The organism is Nitrospirota bacterium, from assembly GCA_040755395.1.
Lineage (GTDB): Bacteria > Nitrospirota > Nitrospiria > Nitrospirales > Nitrospiraceae > DATLZU01.
Genome location: JBFMAX010000002.1, coordinates 407,425 through 426,102 on the forward strand (window position 1 = coordinate 407,425; position 18,678 = coordinate 426,102).

Consider the following 18,678-nt stretch of genomic DNA (forward strand, 5'->3'; position numbering starts at 1 on the left):
CTTCCCCTCAACCGTAACCTGAACGGGGTGCGCCTATGCGGCTTGTGCTCATTGCGACCGTCTGGCTCTACTTTGCGGTGCTGCTGATCGGCCCCATCGCGTATCTCTCGGCTCAGAGTTTCCGCGAGGGCGTCGCGGCGTTTTGGGAAGAGATCACCAGGCCGGAAGCCGTGCACGGGTTCGCGCTCACGGCGGAAATCACGGCGATCGTTCTGGCGGTCAACGTAGTGCTCGGCACGATCACCGCCCTGGTATTGGCTCGCCAGCGGTTCATCGGCCGGACGCTACTCAGCGGCATCATCGACCTACCCTTCGCCGTGTCGCCCGTCATCGCCGGGTTCATGCTCATCCTGCTCTTCGGTCCGGAGACGATCCTTGGAACCCTGCTCGGCGCGGCGGGAATCAAAGTGCTCTTCGCCCTGCCGGCCATGGTGGTCGCCACGTTGTTCGTCACCTTTCCGTTCGTCGTCCGCGAACTGACCCCCCTCCTGCAGACGATCGGCGCCGAGAGCGAAGAAGCCGCCAGGACCTTGGGAGCGAACGAATGGCAGGTCTTCCTGAGAGTCACCCTGCCGTCGCTGCGTTGGGGGTTGATCTACGGAGCGACCCTGACCGTCGCGCGGGCGATCGGGGAGTTCGGCGCGGTGTTGGTGGTCTCGGGCAACATCCTCATGCTGACTCAGACCGCGACGTTGCACATCTACCAGAGTTACGTCGATTTCAATTACGTCGCCGCCAACGCGGTGGCCTTCACGCTGCTGGCCGTGTCGTTCGGAATCCTGACGGTGCTGGAAGTCGCCAAGGCCCGCGCCGCTGCGGCGCAGCAAGCGTGATCGATCGCGAGAGGCCATGAAGATCGAGGTGCGGGGGCTTTCCAAACGGTTCGGGTCGGTGCAGGCGGTCTCCGACGTGTCGTTCGTCGTTCGGGAAGGCGAATTGCTCGGCCTGCTGGGGCCGAGCGGCAGCGGCAAGACGACGGTGCTCCGGCTCATCGCCGGGCTGGAGACGCCCACCTCCGGCGAGATCTTCATCGACGGGAGGCGGGTGAACGACCTGTCGGTCCAGCAACGCAACATCGGGTTCGTGTTTCAGCATTACGCGCTGTTCAAGCACCTCACCGTCTTCGACAACGTGGCGTTCGGGTTGAAGATCAAAAAGTGGCGGCGGTCGGACGTCGAGGCGCGCGTGGCGGAGCTGTTGCGATTGATGGGACTGGAAGGACTCGGACACCGTTATCCACACCAGTTATCCGGAGGCCAGCGGCAGCGCGTGGCCATCGCCCGGGCGCTGGCGCCGCGACCCAGCGTCCTGCTCTTGGACGAACCGTTCGGCGCCGTCGATGCGAAGGTGCGACAGGAGCTGCGCGAGTGGCTGATCCGCCTCCACGACGATCTCGACGTGACCAGTCTGTTCGTGACTCACGACCAGGAAGAGGCGATGGAGGTCTCCGATCGCATCATCGTGTTTTCCAAAGGCCGCCTCGAGCAGGTCGGGTCGCCCGCCGAGGTCTATGAGGAACCGGTTTCGGAATTCGTCGCCCGGTTCATCGGGTCCATGAACATCCTGGAAGGCGAAGTGAAGAACGGCCTGGTGCGAGTCGGCTCGTTGGAGTTTCCGGCCCCGGGTTTCCAAGACGGCCAACGTCTGCAGGTAGGATTCCGTCCCTATTACGTGAAGGTGTCGGAAGATCCCGCCCGCTTTCGCCAGCAGGCCAGACTGAGACACGTGTATTTTCTCGGGGTTGCGTATCGACTCGAAATCGAGACCAGCGACGGGTTGACCCTTCGCTCGCGCATGAACAAGGAAGAATTCCGGCAATGCCGGTTCGAGGTCGGCCAACCCGTCTCCTACGCCGTGACGCATTTTCGGTTTTTGCCCCAGGAAGGCGTGCCGATTCCGTGCCCTGAAGCTCCGCCGGTAAGCGGACCCTTGACTCCCTAACCTGAACTTGCCAGCCTTTCGATCTTCTTCTTCCTGCTTCTTCCTGGAAATAGTCCTCATGAACCTTCGGCTCACCCACGCCTGTTGAACATCTGGCTGGGCGCGAGGCTCGGGGCGAGGGGCAAGGGGCAAGGGGGTTGCACTCTTAGCCTCTGGCCTCTAGCCTCGCGCCCAATACTGTTTCACATCCTCTGGTGTGTAGGGAGAATCATACGCATGTTCCTTGTTACAAGATCAACGAGATAGCCTGCGACGCCATCGAGCGACTGCAGGGAACTTCCTGCAGCCATGCCTTCCGGTCCCTTCTATAGCGAAGAGCTTTTCCGCTACTGGAGGGAACTCTTGGATGATCACCGCTTCGGCACCGCCCTTGCTTGTGTCTCAATAACCTTAAGATGCATGGCCGGGGGATCGGCGATGAAACTCTTCGTGGCGTTGATTGCGGCGGCCGTGATGTTGGCTCTCGCGTCGGGAAGCCGACCGTCGATGGAGTACCGATGGAAGGAATGAGAGAGCGCGGGCGTCTGAGGCATACTCTGCAGCCGCTGGTGATGGTCGGGGCGCTTCTGCTCTTCGGCGCGTCGCTCGCGGCATGCGGAGGCGGAGCGGAAGGGTCGAGCCCGGAAATCATGACGGGCACCGGACCGACCGGGGCGACCGCCACATTGGCGTGGGATCCGGTCAATGATCCGAGCGTCCAGGGCTATAACGTGTATTTCGGGACTTCCTCGCGGCAGTATCAGACCTACGCGAACGCCGGCCTGACCACCACCTACACAGTGGCCGATCTCCAACCGGGAACCACGTATTACTTCGCCGTCACCGCCTACAACAGCGCCGGCGAGAGCGGCTATTCGGACGAAGTGAGCGCGACGCCTTGATCGTTCCCCGACAGACGCGATCGGTGTGTCGGCTTTCTACGTCGCCTGTTTCCCTCCCGGATTAGAAACCACCCTTCTCGCGCTTCCCCGCTCCTAGCCCGGGCGGTTGCGTAACCGCGAACGCTTCCAGTAAGGTGCTGGTCATCGGCTCGCAACTCCGATGACCTATGACCCGCCTGATAGTCTTCAGCGATCTGGACGGCAGCCTGCTCGATGCGCAGACCTACTCCTACGAGGCGGCGCATGAGGCCCTGCACACGCTGCGGATCCGGGACATTCCGCTGATTCCGGTATCGAGCAAGACCCGCGCGGAAATCGAGCCGCTCTGCTTTCGGTTGGACGTTCGCCACCCGTTCATTACCGAAAACGGAGGAGGCATTTTCGTTCCCAAGGGATATTTCGACTTTCCGCTCGAAGGGGCGGCGTTGCGCGGCAGCCACCAGGTCATCGAACTGGGTACCCCCTACGCGCAGTTGCGCGCCGCGCTGAAGGAGATCGCGCAGACGGTGGGACATCCCTTGCGGGGATTCGGCGACATGCCGGCGGAAGAAATCGCCGAACGGACCAAGCTTTCCTTGGCCGACGCCGTGCTGGCGAAACAACGGGACTACGATGAGCCGTTTCTCATCGACGGACCAGCGGAGCTGGTGAAAGAAGTCGCGCGTCAGGCTGAAAGCCGGGGCCTTCGCTGCGTCACAGGGGGGCGGTTCCACCATCTCATCGGCGATTCGGACAAAGGCAAGGCCTGTCGCATCCTGATCGACTGCTACCGCCGCAGGAGCGGAGGACACGCCGGAGCGTTGGTCACGATCGGAGTGGGAGACAGCGAGAACGATCTTCCGCTGCTGGCCGCCGTGGACCGGCCCGTTCTGGTCCAGAAACCGGACGGCTCCTATGATCCGGCCGTGACGCTGCCCGATCTCGTCAAGGCTCCGGGCATCGGACCGTCGGGCTGGAACCGGGCGATCCTCGACTGCCTCGGCCGTGCCATCTGACGGCTGATGTCCTGCGGCTCGGTTCCAAACCCCTCTCGCGAACAACCAATGGAGGAGCACGCATGAACGCGATTTCCCTGCAGGACATTACTCCGTGGGTCATGACCGCCGCCGCGGCGGCCGCGCAAGCCGGCCTGCGCATTTTCGTCATCTTCTTGGCCGGGTATGTCTTGACGCGATTTCTCCGCGCCGGTATCCGCCATCTGGAAACGATTCTGATCAAAGCGGGGGAGGCGGCCGAGCCGGCTCCCGGAGCCGCCAGAAAGCGGGTGACGACGCTGACCAGCCTTCTCCATACGATGGCGTTGGCGCTGATCTGGGCCGTCGTGGTCGTCATGTCGTTGGCCCAGATCGGCTTGGACATTACGCCCATTTTGGCCGGCGCCGGCATCCTCGGCTTGGCCGTCGGCTTCGGCGCGCAAAATCTCGTCCGCGACTTGATCAGCGGATTCTTCATGGTGCTGGAAAACCAGGTGCGGGTCGGAGACGTGGCCATCATCAACGGAACCGGAGGATTGGTCGAGGCGATCACCTTCCGCACGATCGTGTTGCGGGATCTCGCGGGAGTGGTCCATGTGTTTCCCAACGGCACGATTACCACCCTGTCGAACATGACCAAGGAATGGTCGGCCTATGTGATTGACGTGGGCGTCGGCTACAAGGAGGATACGGATCGCGTCGTCGAGGTGATGCGCCAAGTGGCGGAAGAAATGCGCCGGGACCCGGTGTTCGGCGAGAAGATCCTCGAGCCGATGGAGATTTTCGGTGTGGACAATTTCGGCGAATCGGAGGTGACGATCAAGGCGCGGATCAAGACCAAACCCATCGAGCAGTGGAACGTGGGACGCGAATATCGACGCCGGTTGAAAAAGGCCTTCGACGCGCAGGGCATCGAGATCCCCTTCCCGCACCGGTCGCTCTACATGGGCGAAGCCAGCGCGCCGTTCAAGGTGCACGTGGTCAATGGTAAGGAAGTGATGGGTGATGGGTGATGCGTTAAACGTGAACCGTTAAACGGACGACCCCAGCTTCACGATGAACGCATAAGGATTAACGAGTCTCAGTTGACGAATGACGGATGACGGTTCCTGTCCGAACAGATCGGGCTAGGCGCGCGAAGTCAGGGAGACCGCGCGGCCCAGCGTCAAGCCTTGAACGAGGATGGAAAACGCGACGACCGCGTACGTGATCGTCAACAGCGCGTCGCGGGTTTCGCCAGGCGGAAGGGACAGGGCCAGTGCGACGGAAATGCCGCCGCGAAGACCGCCCCAGATCATGACCCCCATGCCTTCACGGTCGACCAGCCGCAGCAGGCTGAACAGCCGCATCGGAATGCCGACGCTGACCGCCCGTGCCAGGAGCACGACGGGAATCGCGATGAGCCCGGCCTCGAGGTATTGAGGCCGGAAGCTCAACACCAGCACCTCCAGGCCGATCAGGACGAACAACACGGCGTTGAGGAGTTCATCGACCAGTTCCCAAAACGTGTCCAAGTACTCGAGGGTCGTGTCGGACATGGCGAAGTGCCGGCCGTGATTGCCGATGAACAGGCCCGCCACCACCACCGCGATCGGGCCCGAGGTGTGCAGCGTGTCGGCCAGGGCGTAGCTGCCCATCGCCAGGGCCAGGGTGATCAGCAATTCGACCTGATGCTGGTCCACCGACTTCAGCATGCGATACGCCAGGTATCCTAAGGTGAACCCGATCACGGCTCCGCCCGCCGTCTCTTGCACAAACAAGAGCAGGACATCGGCCGCGGTGGTCCGTCCTGTGGAGGCCATGGTCAGGAGTGCGAGAAACACGACGACGCCGACGCCGTCGTTGAACAGCGACTCGCCCGTGATTTTGACCTCCAGCGATTTGGGCACGCCGGCTTTTTTCAGAATCCCCAGGACCGCGATGGGATCGGTGGGCGAGATCAGCGCGCCGAACAAGAGGCAGGACATGAGCGGGAGATCCAGTCCGATGAGACCGAACAGGTAGAACGTCAGCAGGCCGATGACGAGGGTGGATAAGACCACCCCCAGCGATGACAGCAGGCCGATCGACCATTTCTGCTCCAGGAGGTCGTCGAGGTTCACGTGCAGGGCTCCTGCAAAAAGCAGAAGACTGAGCATGCCGCCCAACAGGGCGACGTTGAAATCCACGCCCCGGATGAAGGATTCCGCTTCCTGCTCGATGACGAAACCCATCTTGCCCAGGATGAGCAGGGCGAGGGACATCAGTAGCGCGATGGCCATCAAACCGATGGTCATCGGCAGTTTGATGAACCGGTGGTTGAGATAGCTGAAGCCCGCCGACAGGCAGACGAGGATCGTGATGGTGTGGATCAGATTCACGGCGCGTCCTCCGCGCCGCTCCGGTCCCGTCCGGACGCGAAGAGCGCCGGGCGGCCGTCTCGGCAGGGCGGCGGGCTCGCTGCGTCGCGCGTCTCAGGCCGGATCATAGAAAGAAGCGCAGCCACAGATAGATCATGCTGATGAGCACGGAACCGACCATGATCGGGAACCCGAACGCCATGAACCGCCAGAAACTGATGGTGTACCCGGCGCGCCTGGCCAGATCGACGATCACGACATTGGCCGTCGCCCCGATCATCGTGCCGTTCCCGCCCAGACAGGCGCCCAGCGCCAAGGCCCACCAAAGCGGCAGGATGTCCGGCTGATGGACCAGCACGGCGTGCTCCGTGATTTCAGGATGCATCGAACGGGCCAGGTCTATGATCAGCGGATTCATCGCCGCGACATACGGAATGTTGTCCACGATGGCGGAGAGCACGGCCGATCCCCACAGCACGGCGAACGTCGTGCCCGCCACGTTGCCCCGCGTGACATGAACCAATTGGTCAGCGAGATAGCGGATCGCGCCGACTTTGACCAAGCCGCCGACCAGAATGAACAGTCCGATAAAGAAGAAAATCGTCTTCCACTCGACTTCGGTCAGATAGTCGAGTTCGCCCGCGCCGGACACCGCCTCGTGACCGTGACCGACCAACATGAACAGGCTCGCGCCCAGCAGGGCCACCGTCGCCGGTTCCAGGTGAACCAGCCCGTGCACGCAGAATCCCAGCGTCGTGAGCCCCAACAGCCATAAGCACTTGATGAGCAGGGGCCGGTCGCGGATGGCGTCCCGTTCGTTCATGGCCAGGACGGCCTGTCGGCGCTCGGGCGAGACCTTCATGGTTCTGCCGCTGATCAGCCACAGCACGGCGATGAACACCGCCATGATGACGAGGACGATCGGCCCGAGCATGACCAGAAACTCCATGTAGCTCAGATCCGCTTTGCTGGCGATCATAATATTGGGTGGATCGCCGACCAGCGTGGCGGTGCCGCCGATGTTGGACGCCAGCGCCTCGGTCACCAGGAAGGAGATGGGATTCACATCCAGGCGCTTCGAAATTTCCAGCGTCACCGGCGCCATCAACAGGACGGTGGTCACGTTGTCCAGGAAGGCGGAGAGCACGGCCGTGATGACGGCGAGCAGCGCCATCATCCGGAACGGCCGGGCCTTCGCCCGTTTCGCCGCCCAGATGGCCAGCCACTCGAACAGTCCCGTTTTCCGCGTGATGTTGATGATCACCATCATCGCGATCAGCAGAAAGATCACGTTGTAGTCGATCCCGTATTCCTGCGAATGGAAGGCCTCTTCCTGGGTGACGACGCCGAAACTGATCATCAGCGCGGCGCCGAACAGCGCCACGATGGTCTTGTGAATCCGTTCGGTGACGATCGCCAGGTACGCGGTGCCGAAAATGATCAACGCCAGCGTCACATCGGACATGAGCGCTCCTTCATTTCACAAGAGGGCCGTCCGTCCAGATCACGCTCGATCGCGCAGAAACGAAGCCGTGAACCGCGGCGATCCCGCGTGCCCGGACGTTCTCATGAGGCGGGCGATACGACGGGGAGCTGTGCGGGGGAACGGAAGGTCCGTCTGCTTCTGTTCGACGCATTATGCAATGAACGACCGGCTTGCGCAATCCGTCGGACGGATGCGGCGGACGGCGCCCCAACGTTCGTTGACTCCGTCGGTTTCCTTCTGTTAGCCTCAGCGGAGTCGACAGTTCCTGCCGCAACGGAATCATGCCGGACATCGTCACAGCCTGAGACGGCCCGAAAGGAGTAGCCATGGCTTCACGTGCGACCGTGACTCCCGAGTTGGTCACGATGCTGCGAAACAAGGCCACCCATCTGAGGATCGACAGCGTACGCGCGACGACGGAGGCCGGCAGCGGCCACCCGACGAGCTGCTGTTCGGCGGCCGATATCGTCGCGACGTTGTTCTTCGCGGTCATGCGATACGACTCCAAAGATCCCCGGCGTTCCGGAAACGACCGGTTCGTCCTGTCGAAGGGCCACGCCGCGCCGCTGCTGTACGCCGCCTGGGCCGAAGCCGGCCTGTTCGACAAGGCCGAATTGCTCAAGCTGCGCACGTTGACCTCCGATCTCGAAGGCCATCCGACTCCACGGCTTCCGTTCGTGGACGTCGCGACCGGCTCGTTGGGCCAGGGTTTATCCGCCGGCGTGGGCATGGCGCTGAACGCCAAGTATCTCGACAAAGCCGACTACCGGACCTACGTCCTCTTGGGCGACGGCGAGTCGGTGGAGGGTGCGGTGTGGGAAGCGGTGGAACTCGCCCGCCACTATGCGCTCGACAACCTCTGTGCCATTGTAGACGTGAACCGCCTCGGCCAGAGCGATCCGACGATGTTGCAGCACGACATGGAAGGGTACCGGTCGCGCTGGGCCGGATTCGGCTGGCACGCCGTCGTCGCGGACGGGCACGATATTCCGGCGTTGCTCGACGCGTTCGACGAAGCCGCGCGGACCAAGGGCAAACCGACGGTCATCCTCGCCCGCACGTTCAAGGGCCGCGGGATCTCCTTCGTCGAGAACAAGCCGGACTGGCACGGCAAGGCGCTCAAGAAGGGCGACGAGGCGAACCGGGCGATCGAAGAGTTGACGCGCCAACTGAAACCGATGGCCGGCGAATTGACGATCGGCCGTTCTTCCCCTCCCCAACCTCGAACCGCGAACCGCGAACCTCGAACCTGGGCGCCTATGCCTCCGCCAGCCTACAGGCCGACCGATCAGGTCGCGACGCGCGAAGCGTTCGGGTCGGCGCTGCTCGCCCTCGGCGAGGTCCACCCCTTGGTCGTGGCGCTGGACGCCGACGTGAAAAACTCCACCTACACGGAAAAGTTCGGCAAGAAGTTTCCGGACCGGTTTTTCGAGCATTTCATCGCCGAGCAAAACATGATCGGCGCCGCCGCCGGCCTCGCCGCCTGCGGCAAGATTCCCTTCGCGGCGACGTTCGCCTGTTTCCTGACCCGCGCCTATGATTTCATCCGCATGGCGGCGATCGGCCAAGCCAATATCAAGCTGGTCGGCACCCATGTCGGGGTGAGCATCGGCGAGGACGGCCCGTCGCAGATGGGCCTCGAAGACATCGCGATGATGGCCGCGCAGCCCGGCGTGGTGGTCCTCTACCCGTCGGACGCCGTGTCCATGCATCGACTGGTCGAAGCCGCGGCGCGGCATCGGGGCATGGTCTACCTCCGCGCCGGCCGGCCCAAGTCGCCTGTCTTGTACGGGAACGACGAAACGTTTCAGATCGGCGGCTCCAAGGTCGTGCGGCAGAGTCCTTCGGATGCGCTGACGATCGTGGCGGCCGGGGTCACCCTCTTCGAAGCCCTGAAGGCGCATGACCAGCTCAAGGCGGCCGGCATTGCGGTGCGGATCATCGACCTCTACAGCGTGGCTCCCATCGATCGCGCCACCTTGCTGGACAGCGCCCGCGCCACACAGGGCCGCGTGCTGACGGTGGAGGACCACTACGAGCACGGCGGGATCGGCGATGCGGTGCTGAACGCGCTCGGCTCGGAAGGCATCAGGGTTCACAAGCTGGCGGTCCGGGAGATTCCCCGCAGCGGGAAGCCCGAGGAGTTGATCGACCATTTCGGGATCGGAGCGCGCTCGATCGTGGAGACAGCCAAGCGGATCGTCAAATAGCGACCGGCGATGACGGCAACGGACCCCCTGCGGCGCATCCCCCTCTTCGACCTGCTCAATGAGCGGGACCGCCGTCGCCTGGCCGGCGAAGTCGTCGAGGCCCGTTATCGGAAGGGCGAATATATTTTCCGCGAGGGCGATCCGGCCGAGTATTTCCACATTCTTAACGAAGGCGCGGTCAAGTGCGTCAAATCCTCCCCGTCGGGAAAGGAGTGCACGCTCAAGGTCCTCATGCCCGGCGACCTGTTCTGCTGCGAGGCCGCGGTGTTCGACGGAGCCCCTCATCCGGGCAGCGCGGAGCCTCTGTGCGACGTCAGCATCCTCCGCGTGAGCAAGAAATCCTATTTCGCGATGCTGCGCCGCAATCCCGACGCGGCGTTGGAAGTGATTAAGTACCTGGGCAAGCGCCTGAACGAGGCGCAGGAAAACGCCAAGATCCTGGCGCTCGACCGCGCCGACCAGCGGCTGGCGTCGCTGCTGGTGAAGCTGGCCGAACGGGTGGGAGTCCGGGAACCGGGCGGACTCCGCCTAGCGGTGCGCCTGACTCGCCAGGATCTGGCGAACATGGTCGGGATCACGGTCGAGACGGCCATCCGCATCATGAGCCGTTTCAAGCGCGCCAAGCTGGTGTCCGGCAGCGCCGAGCACATCGTGATCCGTGATCTGACCGGGTTGAAGCACCTGGCCGCCGATCCTCTCGCCGTCCGCCGCTGACTGACATCCCATCCGGCCCGTCTTGAGAATATGACCTAGATCATAGAATGGGTCGCGAGAACCGTCTATCCTTCCCGCGCGTGGTCTTTTCATCACAGGCTTGCCATCACTCCAGGAGGCATTTCCAATGTTGCTTTCAGATCTGAGGATCGATCGTCGCTTAGGGTATGCGACGGCGTGGCTATTCGCCGTGAGCGTGTGGGCGGCGGGCTTCCCGCTGCACGACGCGTTGGCCAAAACTCACGCAGTCGAGATGACCGCCGTCGAGACCGAGGTGGTTATCGACGGGGGCGGAGAGAAATATAAGGCTTGGACTTTCAACGGTCAGTTCCCCGGTCCGGTGGTGCGCGTCACCGAAGGCGACACCATCAAGTTCACGCTGACGAACCCGGCGACCAACAAGAATCCCCATGCCATGGATTTCCACGCCGCCGAGGTGGACATGTTGAAGAACTATCGGGCGATCAACGCCGGGGAATCCGTCAGCTTCACGTTCGTCGCCAAAAAACCCGGCGTATTTTTCTACCACTGCGGGGCGCCGCCGATGATCCAGCACGTCGCCCGCGGGATGTTCGGCGCGATCATCGTGGATCCGAAAAATCCGAAAGCTTTGCCCAAGGCGGACCGGGAGTACGTGCTCATCCAGTCGGAGCTGTTCAAGAATCCCGACGACGTGCAAAGCATGTTCGACCGGAAATTCGATCACATGATTTTCAACGGCGGGGTCTTCAAGTATCACCCGTTCGTCACCGGCGGGCATGCTCTGGAGGCCAAGCCGGGCGAGCGGGTCCGGATCTATTTCATCAACGCGGGCCCGAACGAGTTCTCGGCCTTCCATCCCATCGGCGAGATCTGGGACAACGTCTATGAGAGCGGCAATCCGGCCAACAAGTTGAGCGGCGTGCAGACCTACGTCGTCGGTCCCGGCAGCGCCGCGACGTTCGACGTGGTCGTCGAATCGGAAGGCGCCTACCCGCTCGTCACTCACTCGTTGACCGGCGCTCTGCGCGGGGCCATTGCCGTGCTCGTCGCCAAGCCGGACGCCAAGCCCGCGCCGCTGATGCCGCACACCCCGTGGAAGGTCGCGATGCCACAGACGGAGATCACCCCGCCGTCCGCACCATAGCCGAGAAGAAAGCGGCATCACTGTGACCGGCGGGGTCGGCCTGTGTGGCCACCCCGCCGGGTTTGTTTCCGGCGGCCGTCAGGGACGCTGACGTCGCCGAGGACGGGCGACGACCGGGAAGCCGGGTGACGCATGCTGAGTAAGGGATGCAGGGCAAACTCCGTGATTCCGGCGGAGAACTGCCGCCGTTGGGTCTTTGTCGCCGTCCTCGCGTTGATCAGTCCGTCCCCAGCCTTAGCCCAGGAAGCCTTCCTTGAAGTCCTCCCGCTCCGGCCGTTCAGCTTCGACGTGGCCTTTCGCCAGCAGACGTTTGCGCCCGATGACCGGGAAATCGGGATTCAGGCCGGTTTTACCGCGTTGCGGTATGGGAATCTCGAGGTGAGAACCATCTATCAATTCTTCAGCATCCACGCGGAGGAGACGAAGACCGACCAGCATGCGCTGTTCGTCAATCCCCGGTGGAACAATTTCATCGATATCCTGGATTTCCCGAAAGGGAAGCCGATCAGCCGGATCATCCGGCACGTGCTGTTCGGACCGTTGGAGGATCGGGCGGTGCCGTATGTCGGGCTGTTGGGAGGAGCGGTGATGCCGGGACCGGGCCATGACACGCCGGGCCATCTCGTGGGCGGACAGGTCGGCGTGCGTTTTCCGGTGGCCGGCGGCTTGGCGGTGGACGTCACCCTGCAGTACGCACAATACGGGGTGGATTTCCGGGGCGAGGCGGGGCAGGCGCAACAATGGGTGTTTTTGACCGGCATTCGGTATTAGCGCTGAACGCGACGGGGTGGGCGTGCGCGCTTGGGCTGGGGTTCATCCTCCAAGGGTGCGGCCTGGTGTTCGACGCGATCCAATATATTCAGCCCGTCGCTACCAACGAGCTCGACGCGATCTGCGCCCGCAAGCGGTTGCAGGTGGGCATGGGGTTCGAACCCCGGCGGCCGTTCGTGTTTCCCGCGATTTTCACGGACGAAGGCCTCCGTGTGACCGGGCTGGATGTAGAGTTGGTGCGGGAAATCTCGGCGGCGCTGACCGCGCGGTGCGGAGGCGAGCCCGTCGTCCCGGTTCTTCATCTGGTTCCCTATCGCGCGCTCTTCGTGCTCTTGCACGAGGGCAAGCTGGATCTGTTCGTGTCCGCCACCACGGCGAACGTGCCCTCTCCGACGAGGGCCGGACTCGCCTACTCGGTGCCGTATTTCACGAACGGCGGTCTCGGTATGATTACCCGTCGGAACGGGGTGGCCGAGCGTGTGCGCGAGATCCTGCAACGTGATCCTCACGCCGTGTACGAGCCGGCGAAGATTCGGACGGCGTTGGTGGGATTGACGGTGGCGGTGCAGGAAGGAACGACCGCCCACCTGTATGCAGAAGCCAATCTCGCCGGGGTCCGCCTGGTCCTGTGCGATTCCCTTCCCGCAGCGTTCGAGTCGCAAGATCCGCCCATCGACGTGATCGTGGGCAAACAGCCGATCCTCCGGTTCACGGTGTCGCGGGTTCGGAAAGATTGGCGGGTCCTCGAAGCGGAAGACGGGAAGCCGATCATCCTGACCAGGGAGGACTATGCCGTGGTGATGGCGGAAGAAAGTTATCGACTGCGGAGGTTTATCAACGATCTCTTGTTCCGATTGGACGCCGGAGGCAGGTTGGCCGACATGCGGCGCCGCTGGTTGGAGGAACCCTATGCCTTTCCACGGCGAGCTGCGGCAGAAGGTCTCCCGTTTGCGGCGGAGAATATGCCGCGCCACTACGATCAAGGGCGGTGCCGGCGCGCGTCGGGCGGCTGACACTGCTCGCCAAGCATGAGAAGGGACAGAGATATGAGGCGACGCCGAAAAAGACGATGGTGGGTTTTCGTAGCGGGACTGCTCGTGATGCTGCCGCCGCAGGGCTCCGCGGTTTCGAGGGAAGAAGCGCAGGAAACGGCTCATTTCCTGGCGAGCCTGCTTGATGCCGGGCGGGTCGTGATCGATCGAAACCAGTCCTTGATCGATGATCCCCACAAGGGGGACAAGGGATTCACGCCGGAGGTGTTCGAAGCGCAGGTCGTGGAAGAATTCAAGGCGCGGACCGGGATCGATCTTGGTCGGCCGGAATCGGCGCCGCTTCCTTCATCGGCGAGGGAGTTGCTGCTCGGGCTGCTCGACGCGAGCAAAGAGGTAGTGGCCGATGCCCAGTTGGTGATCAATCAACGGGGGGTCGGCTACAAGAACTTTATCCCGGCGACCTTCGGCAGTCAGGCGGCGATTCGGTTTTCGCGGCGATCCCCTGTCCGACTGAAGCAGACGGCGCTCCATCCGAGAAATCTGAAGAACGCGCCGGACGAGCACGAAACGGAGATCTTGCGGCGGCTGGCCGACCAGCCCGCCCCGGCATCGCCGGTCAGCGAGCTGGTCGAGGGCGGGACCGCACTACGGCTCATCGATCCGATCTACTACGAAAAGGACTGCCTCAAGTGTCACGGGGAACCGGCCGGCGAAGAGGATATTTCCGGTTATCCCAGAGAAGGCAAACATGAAGGCGACCTCGCCGGCGCGATCAGCGTGACGATTCCGTTCACAAAACAATAACCTCAGCAGCTAGGACCCGGCTTCCCCAGACTAACAGCGCCACCAGCGCCAACAAGATCCAGAACAGTTCTCGGTCGCCCCATTGTTTCCAGTTTGGTGTGAGCCAAGTCCGCACGACTCTCTACTCCTTGGTTTTCTCAGTACTCATGATTTTGCGAAGCAAGCAATATGCATACCATCACAGAATAGTACAAATGACGGAAGCTTATTGGGGAAGTGGCCGTCCTTGCGAGCGGATCCGCACATGACGCACTGTGCGGAGAAGTCTCGCGCCCATGTGCTGTAAGACGATCACCTCATCATGACCTTGCCCTTGCCCCAATAGTAATAGAGGGAAATGTTCGGATAGATTGCATCGATGTTGTTCTGGCCGGCAATCGAGAAGAGCACACCGGCGGCGCCGACCAACGCCCCGTTCGAGTTGTGGAAGAACTTGTACTGGACGGAGGGCTCGACGCCGATCAGACTGAAACTCGTCGGCTTGAGATTGACATCATGGCCGTCCAGGCGAAAGGGAAGACCGTGCAGCGTCACGAACTCCAAATTGAATCCTAGGCCGCGTTGCTCGTTGGCGATGTATTCGATGATGAAGCGCGTATTCACAATGTCGCCGTTGTACGTGTTCATCCCGGCTGTGCTTCCCGGCGCCGTATACGAATAGTACACACCTGCGTTGAGACGAAAGGGATTCAGGTTCTTACGGAGCAGAATGCCTTCGGTGAACGAGAGGCCGCCGAACTTGGTTCCCGGCAGGCGCCCGAGTGGTGAAAATCCGCCGGGGATCCCTTTGGTCCCGAACCACTGACTGCTCGGAAGCGTCACGCCGTTGTAGATCGTAACGGAGGGGCGTGCCGTATCGGGGTCCTGCACGATCGGGCGAAACTTGAGATAAATCGTCGTATCACCGACGTCGTTTTCTTCCTGGATCGTTTTCCCGTCGGAGCCACCGGCTTGACGGGAGTTGAACCAGATCCACGAAGGCGCCACATTGAGTTCCAAATGGTCGGTGACACCGTAGGCGAAGATCACCGTCGGGGCGATGGCTCTTAAGTGGAAATGCGAATCTGTGGTGGCTGTGCCGAATTGATTCGCAAACCTGCTGTGGCCGATCTCGCCGAAGACGAACGGCTGGATCAGGAACTGGCCCTTCGGCTGGATATCGATGCCCGTGTTCAAGATAGGACCGTGGGTCATGGGATTCCAACTTCGTCGATACTTTCGAATCTCCTCTTCAGTCGGCATCCATTTCCAGGTTGTTGGATTCCACACACTCGGTTCCCTGGATTGAGCGTGTTCGGCTCTCTCCTCGGCTACCGCGTAAGAGTGAATGCCGCATACCATGCTCAGCACAATCGTCAAGGCCCCCGCAACCATGCCCGTCGGCATAAGACCTCCTTCCCCACTTTTTGATCGCAACGTTGAGATGCGGTACCACTGCCGCGACCATCGCGGCATGCGGGTTTCCGGAGGTGCATTTCCGGAGCCGACACGGTAACGAGTTTGTAAATTGTGTGTTACATGCGGGTAAATTCCATTGGCCGGAGAAAACCCTTGCTTTGCTGGGGGCTTGCATGCGTGATGATGAGCGGGCGTGTGCTCCACATCGATTGCTGGCTGTGACAAAGGGCGTGGGCATAGGGCTTATGCCGGAACCATACAAAGAATCATGCACGTCATCTTGTGACAGCTTGGCACGGCGTGCCAGATTGGCCCATTCCTCTGAGAAGGAAACGCAATGAAGCGCCGAGTCGGCTGGAAGAAGGCATTGGCCATCCTGGGTGTGCCTGGGCGTGATCGTTTCAACCGCGGAGGCTGCCGATGTGTCAAGAGACCAGGTCGTGAGGTCTTTGCTCGCCGCCGTCCATGCCTTCCGCACCGCTTACGTTGAGCAGATCACGGAACAGGTCAGGAACGTCGGGATCGCGGCCAAAGAGGAATGGTCCACGCACGACCACGCGATCATGCCGCCGTTGCAGTTCGTGAAGATGGGTGGCTCTGGAAACTCACGGCCGGCCCGCAACACAGCATCGCCACGTCTGCCGATGGGAAGCCATGCAAAGGACTCATGGCGGACTGTCGGGAGCGATCACTGTGCGGCTGAACAACCGTCGCAGACCGTGAGAGGAGAGACGGCCCCTCTCCCTCGGTATCGGACGAGGATTAGGCTGCAGTGGCTCACCGTGGAGGAAGCTCATTCCTGTACAAGGTCCGATCGTCTCTATGCTTCGACCATATCTCAAAGGCTCGAGTTTGCAACTGCCGGGCTTCCTCGTCTCGATGCTCCTTCTTGAGCACAAAGGCCAGAGCTTCAAGATTGGCAGCGATGTCTAAGTGGTCGGAGCCAAACACCTTTTCATTGATCTCCAGTGAGAGCCGGAGGTGACGCTCCGCTTCGGCATACCGGCGTTGCACGGCATAGAGACTCCCCAATTTAATCAGAAGAGCCGCTATCCGAGGATGGTCCATGCCGAGGGCCTGCGAAGTAATCTCTAACGATTGCTTTAAAAGGCGTTCGGCTTCGGAATAGTTACCGCGTTTCGCCAAGCTAGCTGCCTGCGCGGTAAGGTTCATGGCCAGGTCCGACGGGTTCTGTTCACGATCCATTCCGCTGATCGTCACAATGCGCCACGAACCGTAAACCAGACCCTGTTCCCATCCGTTTCCCCAGATCCGCGGGTAAGCCGGCTCAGCGATCAGGCTCATGATCGCCGTAGCTGTCAGAGCAAGAACACCGTGGTACATGCCCATGGAACACGTTCCTCAGCTACTATCCATCCAGCTCTCCTTTTTCATTCGTCGAGCAAGCTCCATCGCCCGGCGTGTGCCCATGCGATCCGACTCCGTTTTACCGATGAATGCTGCACAGGATCTTCCCGGTCATCCTCTCAGCGGAAACGCTTCTTCCAGTCTGCCTCCCCATCGACGAGAGACGCACATCTTCGGTGTGTTAACGGCTCGACCTGTATCGACACACTGACGGGGAGCCTGGCCATCCGGTAGACGCAGTCAATACGCAACTGATGTTGTCTTCGCGAAATCATCGCTGGGAGACGATCCGTTGAACGGATCCGATGAGCGCTGCTTCGGAACCATCGAGCTGAAAATGTGTGTCCTGTTCGATCTGTGTCAAGCCTCGTCTGGCCTGAGTGGCATAGTAGGCGTACTTCGGTTTCGCATAGGTTGAAATCACGACGCGATACAGCTCGGCTGCGGTGCGGTACCGGCCGGACGCGTGGGCGGCCTCCGCAGCGTAGAGCGTGCAGGCCACGACCATCGCGTTCGGATCCACAGAGACGCGCGGCGGAAGCTCCTCAATCAGGCGTTTGAATGACTCCGATAGCGGGACGGATGGCTTCTCGTCTTGCTTCATCGAGCGGGTGGCCAGGGCGAGTCGTTGCGCATCTTCGCGCTTTTCGTCCGGATTCATACTGGTCCGGCAATGGCCGTAGGTATGCCACAAGCTCATGAACGTTCGGTCGTCCAACCAAACGGTCCCGCCCCACGGTCCTGCGGTCTGACAGGCGCCGAGGGCCAGCAGCAAACCGATGTGCACAGCCGCGACGCGCTTCATGCGGCGAGCCACCATCACGCGGTGTGTGTGCGGTCGTGCGTCGATCGCCGCGCCGCTTCGTTGACGACGTCGAGGAGAAATGCGGTTTCGTAGGGTTTGCGAATCCAGGCGAAGGCGCCATGCTGCGCCGCCAGGTCGGCCATGTTGCCCTGGCTTCCCGAGACGATCACCACAGGCAAATCCGGCCAGACCACCCGGCTCAGCATCAGAAGCTCGAACCCGTTCAACCGCGGCATATGGTAATCGGTCACGACGACGTCGAATCGCCGCCGTTTCATCTCGTTCATCGCTTCCAGACCGTCGGAGGCTTCGTGGACGCTATAGCCGGCTTGGACGAGCAACAGAGCGAGAACCTGCCTTGAATCCGCATCGTCATCCACCACCAACACTCTCTTGCCGTAACCATCCATACGTAACCTCCTTCCGGTCTCCACGTTCGCGCCTGTTCAGGACCTCATGCACGGAACGAGGCCTCTCCAGAAAGGCCGAGAGGCGCCGATGCGGCGGGGCGCAACCGTCGCCTGCCCTTCCGCTCATGAGGCCCTGCTTCCGGCACACGGGTCATGGCAGGAACAGGATTCGTCGGCCAGCGACCGAACCGCGCGCAGCCGGGCGCCCCAATGCCGGGGGCTGCGTGCGATTGGCGCGAATGACCGGGTCGTCGATGCAGCCGCAGTTCACGCATCGGGAGCCGCGGCAGTGCATACGACTCGCTTCTTCCTGCGGATCGTAGAGCAGCTCGACGACCATCAAGCCCCCGCACCGTCTGCACGCCATAGCTCGTCTCCTTTATGCTCGGTTTCGGTTAGTTGCTTATCGATGACGGCTCCGCGTCCGGCGATCACGATCCGGCTCATGCCGCGCTTTCC

At 61.7% G+C, this 18,678-nt stretch carries 18 protein-coding genes; 11 read left to right on the top strand and 7 right to left on the bottom strand.

The features are described 5' to 3' along the window. The first annotated feature begins 35 nt into the window (after window positions 1-35). The 5 genes from AB1555_05920 (at window position 36) to AB1555_05940 (ending at window position 4,809) form a co-directional block, all read left to right on the top strand. Complete coding sequence (locus tag AB1555_05920; GenBank protein ID MEW6246234.1) at window positions 36-833, top strand: sulfate ABC transporter permease subunit; 798 nt, start codon at window positions 36-38, stop codon at window positions 831-833. 16 nt (window positions 834-849) lie between these two features. Beyond that, window positions 850-1,941: an ABC transporter ATP-binding protein gene (locus tag AB1555_05925; GenBank protein ID MEW6246235.1), complete on the top strand. Its 1,092-nt coding sequence runs from the start codon at window positions 850-852 to the stop codon at window positions 1,939-1,941. A gap of 497 nt (window positions 1,942-2,438) precedes the next feature. Further along, on the top strand, window positions 2,439-2,822 hold the full coding sequence (locus tag AB1555_05930; GenBank protein ID MEW6246236.1) for a fibronectin type III domain-containing protein: 384 nt from the start codon (window positions 2,439-2,441) through the stop codon (window positions 2,820-2,822). 167 nt (window positions 2,823-2,989) lie between these two features. Next, a complete protein-coding gene (locus tag AB1555_05935; protein ID MEW6246237.1) occupies window positions 2,990-3,817 on the top strand; it encodes an HAD-IIB family hydrolase in 828 nt (275 codons plus the stop codon). 62 nt (window positions 3,818-3,879) lie between these two features. Next, a complete protein-coding gene (locus AB1555_05940; protein MEW6246238.1) occupies window positions 3,880-4,809 on the top strand; it encodes a mechanosensitive ion channel family protein in 930 nt (309 codons plus the stop codon). Between the two features lie 114 nt (window positions 4,810-4,923). Here the strand turns inward: AB1555_05940 and AB1555_05945 are convergent, their stop codons facing one another. Further along, window positions 4,924-6,156 carry a sodium:proton antiporter gene (locus tag AB1555_05945; protein ID MEW6246239.1) on the bottom strand — a complete coding sequence of 411 codons (1,233 nt, stop codon included), beginning with the start codon at window positions 6,154-6,156 and terminating at the stop codon, window positions 4,924-4,926. A gap of 103 nt (window positions 6,157-6,259) precedes the next feature. Next, a complete protein-coding gene (locus AB1555_05950; protein MEW6246240.1) occupies window positions 6,260-7,600 on the bottom strand; it encodes an ArsB/NhaD family transporter in 1,341 nt (446 codons plus the stop codon). 347 nt (window positions 7,601-7,947) lie between these two features. Between AB1555_05950 and AB1555_05955 the strand changes: the two genes are divergently transcribed. The 6 genes from AB1555_05955 to AB1555_05980 all read left to right on the top strand — a co-directional run bounded on the left by AB1555_05955 (window position 7,948) and on the right by AB1555_05980 (window position 14,238). Then, window positions 7,948-9,831, top strand: coding sequence for a transketolase (locus AB1555_05955; protein ID MEW6246241.1), 1,884 nt, complete (start codon window positions 7,948-7,950; stop codon window positions 9,829-9,831). A 9-nt stretch (window positions 9,832-9,840) separates the two neighbouring features. Continuing rightward, window positions 9,841-10,545 (top strand): Crp/Fnr family transcriptional regulator, encoded by a 705-nt coding sequence (locus AB1555_05960; protein MEW6246242.1) that lies wholly within the window; start codon window positions 9,841-9,843, stop codon window positions 10,543-10,545. A gap of 253 nt (window positions 10,546-10,798) precedes the next feature. Further along, entirely contained in the window at window positions 10,799-11,671 is an 873-nt protein-coding gene (locus AB1555_05965; protein MEW6246243.1) for a multicopper oxidase domain-containing protein, read from the top strand. 162 nt (window positions 11,672-11,833) lie between these two features. Next, complete coding sequence (locus AB1555_05970) at window positions 11,834-12,442, top strand: hypothetical protein (protein ID MEW6246244.1); 609 nt, start codon at window positions 11,834-11,836, stop codon at window positions 12,440-12,442. Beyond that, complete coding sequence (locus AB1555_05975; GenBank protein ID MEW6246245.1) at window positions 12,412-13,455, top strand: transporter substrate-binding domain-containing protein; 1,044 nt, start codon at window positions 12,412-12,414, stop codon at window positions 13,453-13,455. The genes AB1555_05970 and AB1555_05975 overlap by 31 nt, the downstream gene beginning before the upstream one ends. A 33-nt stretch (window positions 13,456-13,488) precedes the next feature. Next, on the top strand, window positions 13,489-14,238 hold the full coding sequence (locus tag AB1555_05980) for a DUF3365 domain-containing protein (GenBank protein MEW6246246.1): 750 nt from the start codon (window positions 13,489-13,491) through the stop codon (window positions 14,236-14,238). Window positions 14,239-14,529: 291 nt separating this feature from the next. Here AB1555_05980 and AB1555_05985 read toward each other — a convergent pair whose 3' ends face one another. The 5 genes from AB1555_05985 to AB1555_06005 all read right to left on the bottom strand — a co-directional run bounded on the left by AB1555_05985 (window position 14,530) and on the right by AB1555_06005 (window position 18,586). Then, window positions 14,530-15,432, bottom strand: a complete 903-nt coding sequence (locus AB1555_05985) for a hypothetical protein (protein ID MEW6246247.1) — start codon at window positions 15,430-15,432, stop codon at window positions 14,530-14,532. Window positions 15,433-16,413: 981 nt separating this feature from the next. Next, window positions 16,414-16,986: a tetratricopeptide repeat protein gene (locus tag AB1555_05990; protein MEW6246248.1), complete on the bottom strand. Its 573-nt coding sequence runs from the start codon at window positions 16,984-16,986 to the stop codon at window positions 16,414-16,416. Window positions 16,987-17,275: 289 nt separating this feature from the next. Further along, window positions 17,276-17,809 carry a hypothetical protein gene (locus AB1555_05995; GenBank protein ID MEW6246249.1) on the bottom strand — a complete coding sequence of 178 codons (534 nt, stop codon included), beginning with the start codon at window positions 17,807-17,809 and terminating at the stop codon, window positions 17,276-17,278. Window positions 17,810-17,823: 14 nt separating this feature from the next. Continuing rightward, the gene (locus AB1555_06000) at window positions 17,824-18,219 is read right to left on the bottom strand and encodes a response regulator (protein ID MEW6246250.1); all 396 of its coding nucleotides are present in this window, start codon (window positions 18,217-18,219) and stop codon (window positions 17,824-17,826) included. A 151-nt stretch (window positions 18,220-18,370) separates the two neighbouring features. After that, window positions 18,371-18,586 carry a hypothetical protein gene (locus AB1555_06005; GenBank protein MEW6246251.1) on the bottom strand — a complete coding sequence of 72 codons (216 nt, stop codon included), beginning with the start codon at window positions 18,584-18,586 and terminating at the stop codon, window positions 18,371-18,373. Window positions 18,587-18,678 lie beyond the last annotated feature (92 nt).

Bases quoted from the DNA above. Each gene is read 5' to 3' on its own strand.
- AB1555_05920 (MEW6246234.1), top strand. From the start codon at position 36: ATGCGGCTTGTGCTCATTGCGACCGTCTGGCTCTACTTTGCGGTGCTG.
- AB1555_05925 (MEW6246235.1), top strand. From the start codon at position 850: ATGAAGATCGAGGTGCGGGGGCTTTCCAAACGGTTCGGGTCGGTGCAG.
- AB1555_05930 (MEW6246236.1), top strand. From the start codon at position 2,439: ATGGAAGGAATGAGAGAGCGCGGGCGTCTGAGGCATACTCTGCAGCCG.
- AB1555_05935 (MEW6246237.1), top strand. From the start codon at position 2,990: ATGACCCGCCTGATAGTCTTCAGCGATCTGGACGGCAGCCTGCTCGAT.
- AB1555_05940 (MEW6246238.1), top strand. From the start codon at position 3,880: ATGAACGCGATTTCCCTGCAGGACATTACTCCGTGGGTCATGACCGCC.
- AB1555_05950 (MEW6246240.1), bottom strand. From the start codon at position 7,600: ATGTCCGATGTGACGCTGGCGTTGATCATTTTCGGCACCGCGTACCTG.
- AB1555_05955 (MEW6246241.1), top strand. From the start codon at position 7,948: ATGGCTTCACGTGCGACCGTGACTCCCGAGTTGGTCACGATGCTGCGA.
- AB1555_05960 (MEW6246242.1), top strand. From the start codon at position 9,841: ATGACGGCAACGGACCCCCTGCGGCGCATCCCCCTCTTCGACCTGCTC.
- AB1555_05965 (MEW6246243.1), top strand. From the start codon at position 10,799: ATGACCGCCGTCGAGACCGAGGTGGTTATCGACGGGGGCGGAGAGAAA.
- AB1555_05975 (MEW6246245.1), top strand. From the start codon at position 12,412: ATGGGTGTTTTTGACCGGCATTCGGTATTAGCGCTGAACGCGACGGGG.
- AB1555_05980 (MEW6246246.1), top strand. From the start codon at position 13,489: ATGAGGCGACGCCGAAAAAGACGATGGTGGGTTTTCGTAGCGGGACTG.
- AB1555_05985 (MEW6246247.1), bottom strand. From the start codon at position 15,432: ATGACCCACGGTCCTATCTTGAACACGGGCATCGATATCCAGCCGAAG.
- AB1555_05990 (MEW6246248.1), bottom strand. From the start codon at position 16,986: ATGGGCATGTACCACGGTGTTCTTGCTCTGACAGCTACGGCGATCATG.
- AB1555_05995 (MEW6246249.1), bottom strand. From the start codon at position 17,809: ATGAAGCGCGTCGCGGCTGTGCACATCGGTTTGCTGCTGGCCCTCGGC.
- AB1555_06000 (MEW6246250.1), bottom strand. From the start codon at position 18,219: ATGGATGGTTACGGCAAGAGAGTGTTGGTGGTGGATGACGATGCGGAT.
- AB1555_06005 (MEW6246251.1), bottom strand. From the start codon at position 18,586: ATGGCGTGCAGACGGTGCGGGGGCTTGATGGTCGTCGAGCTGCTCTAC.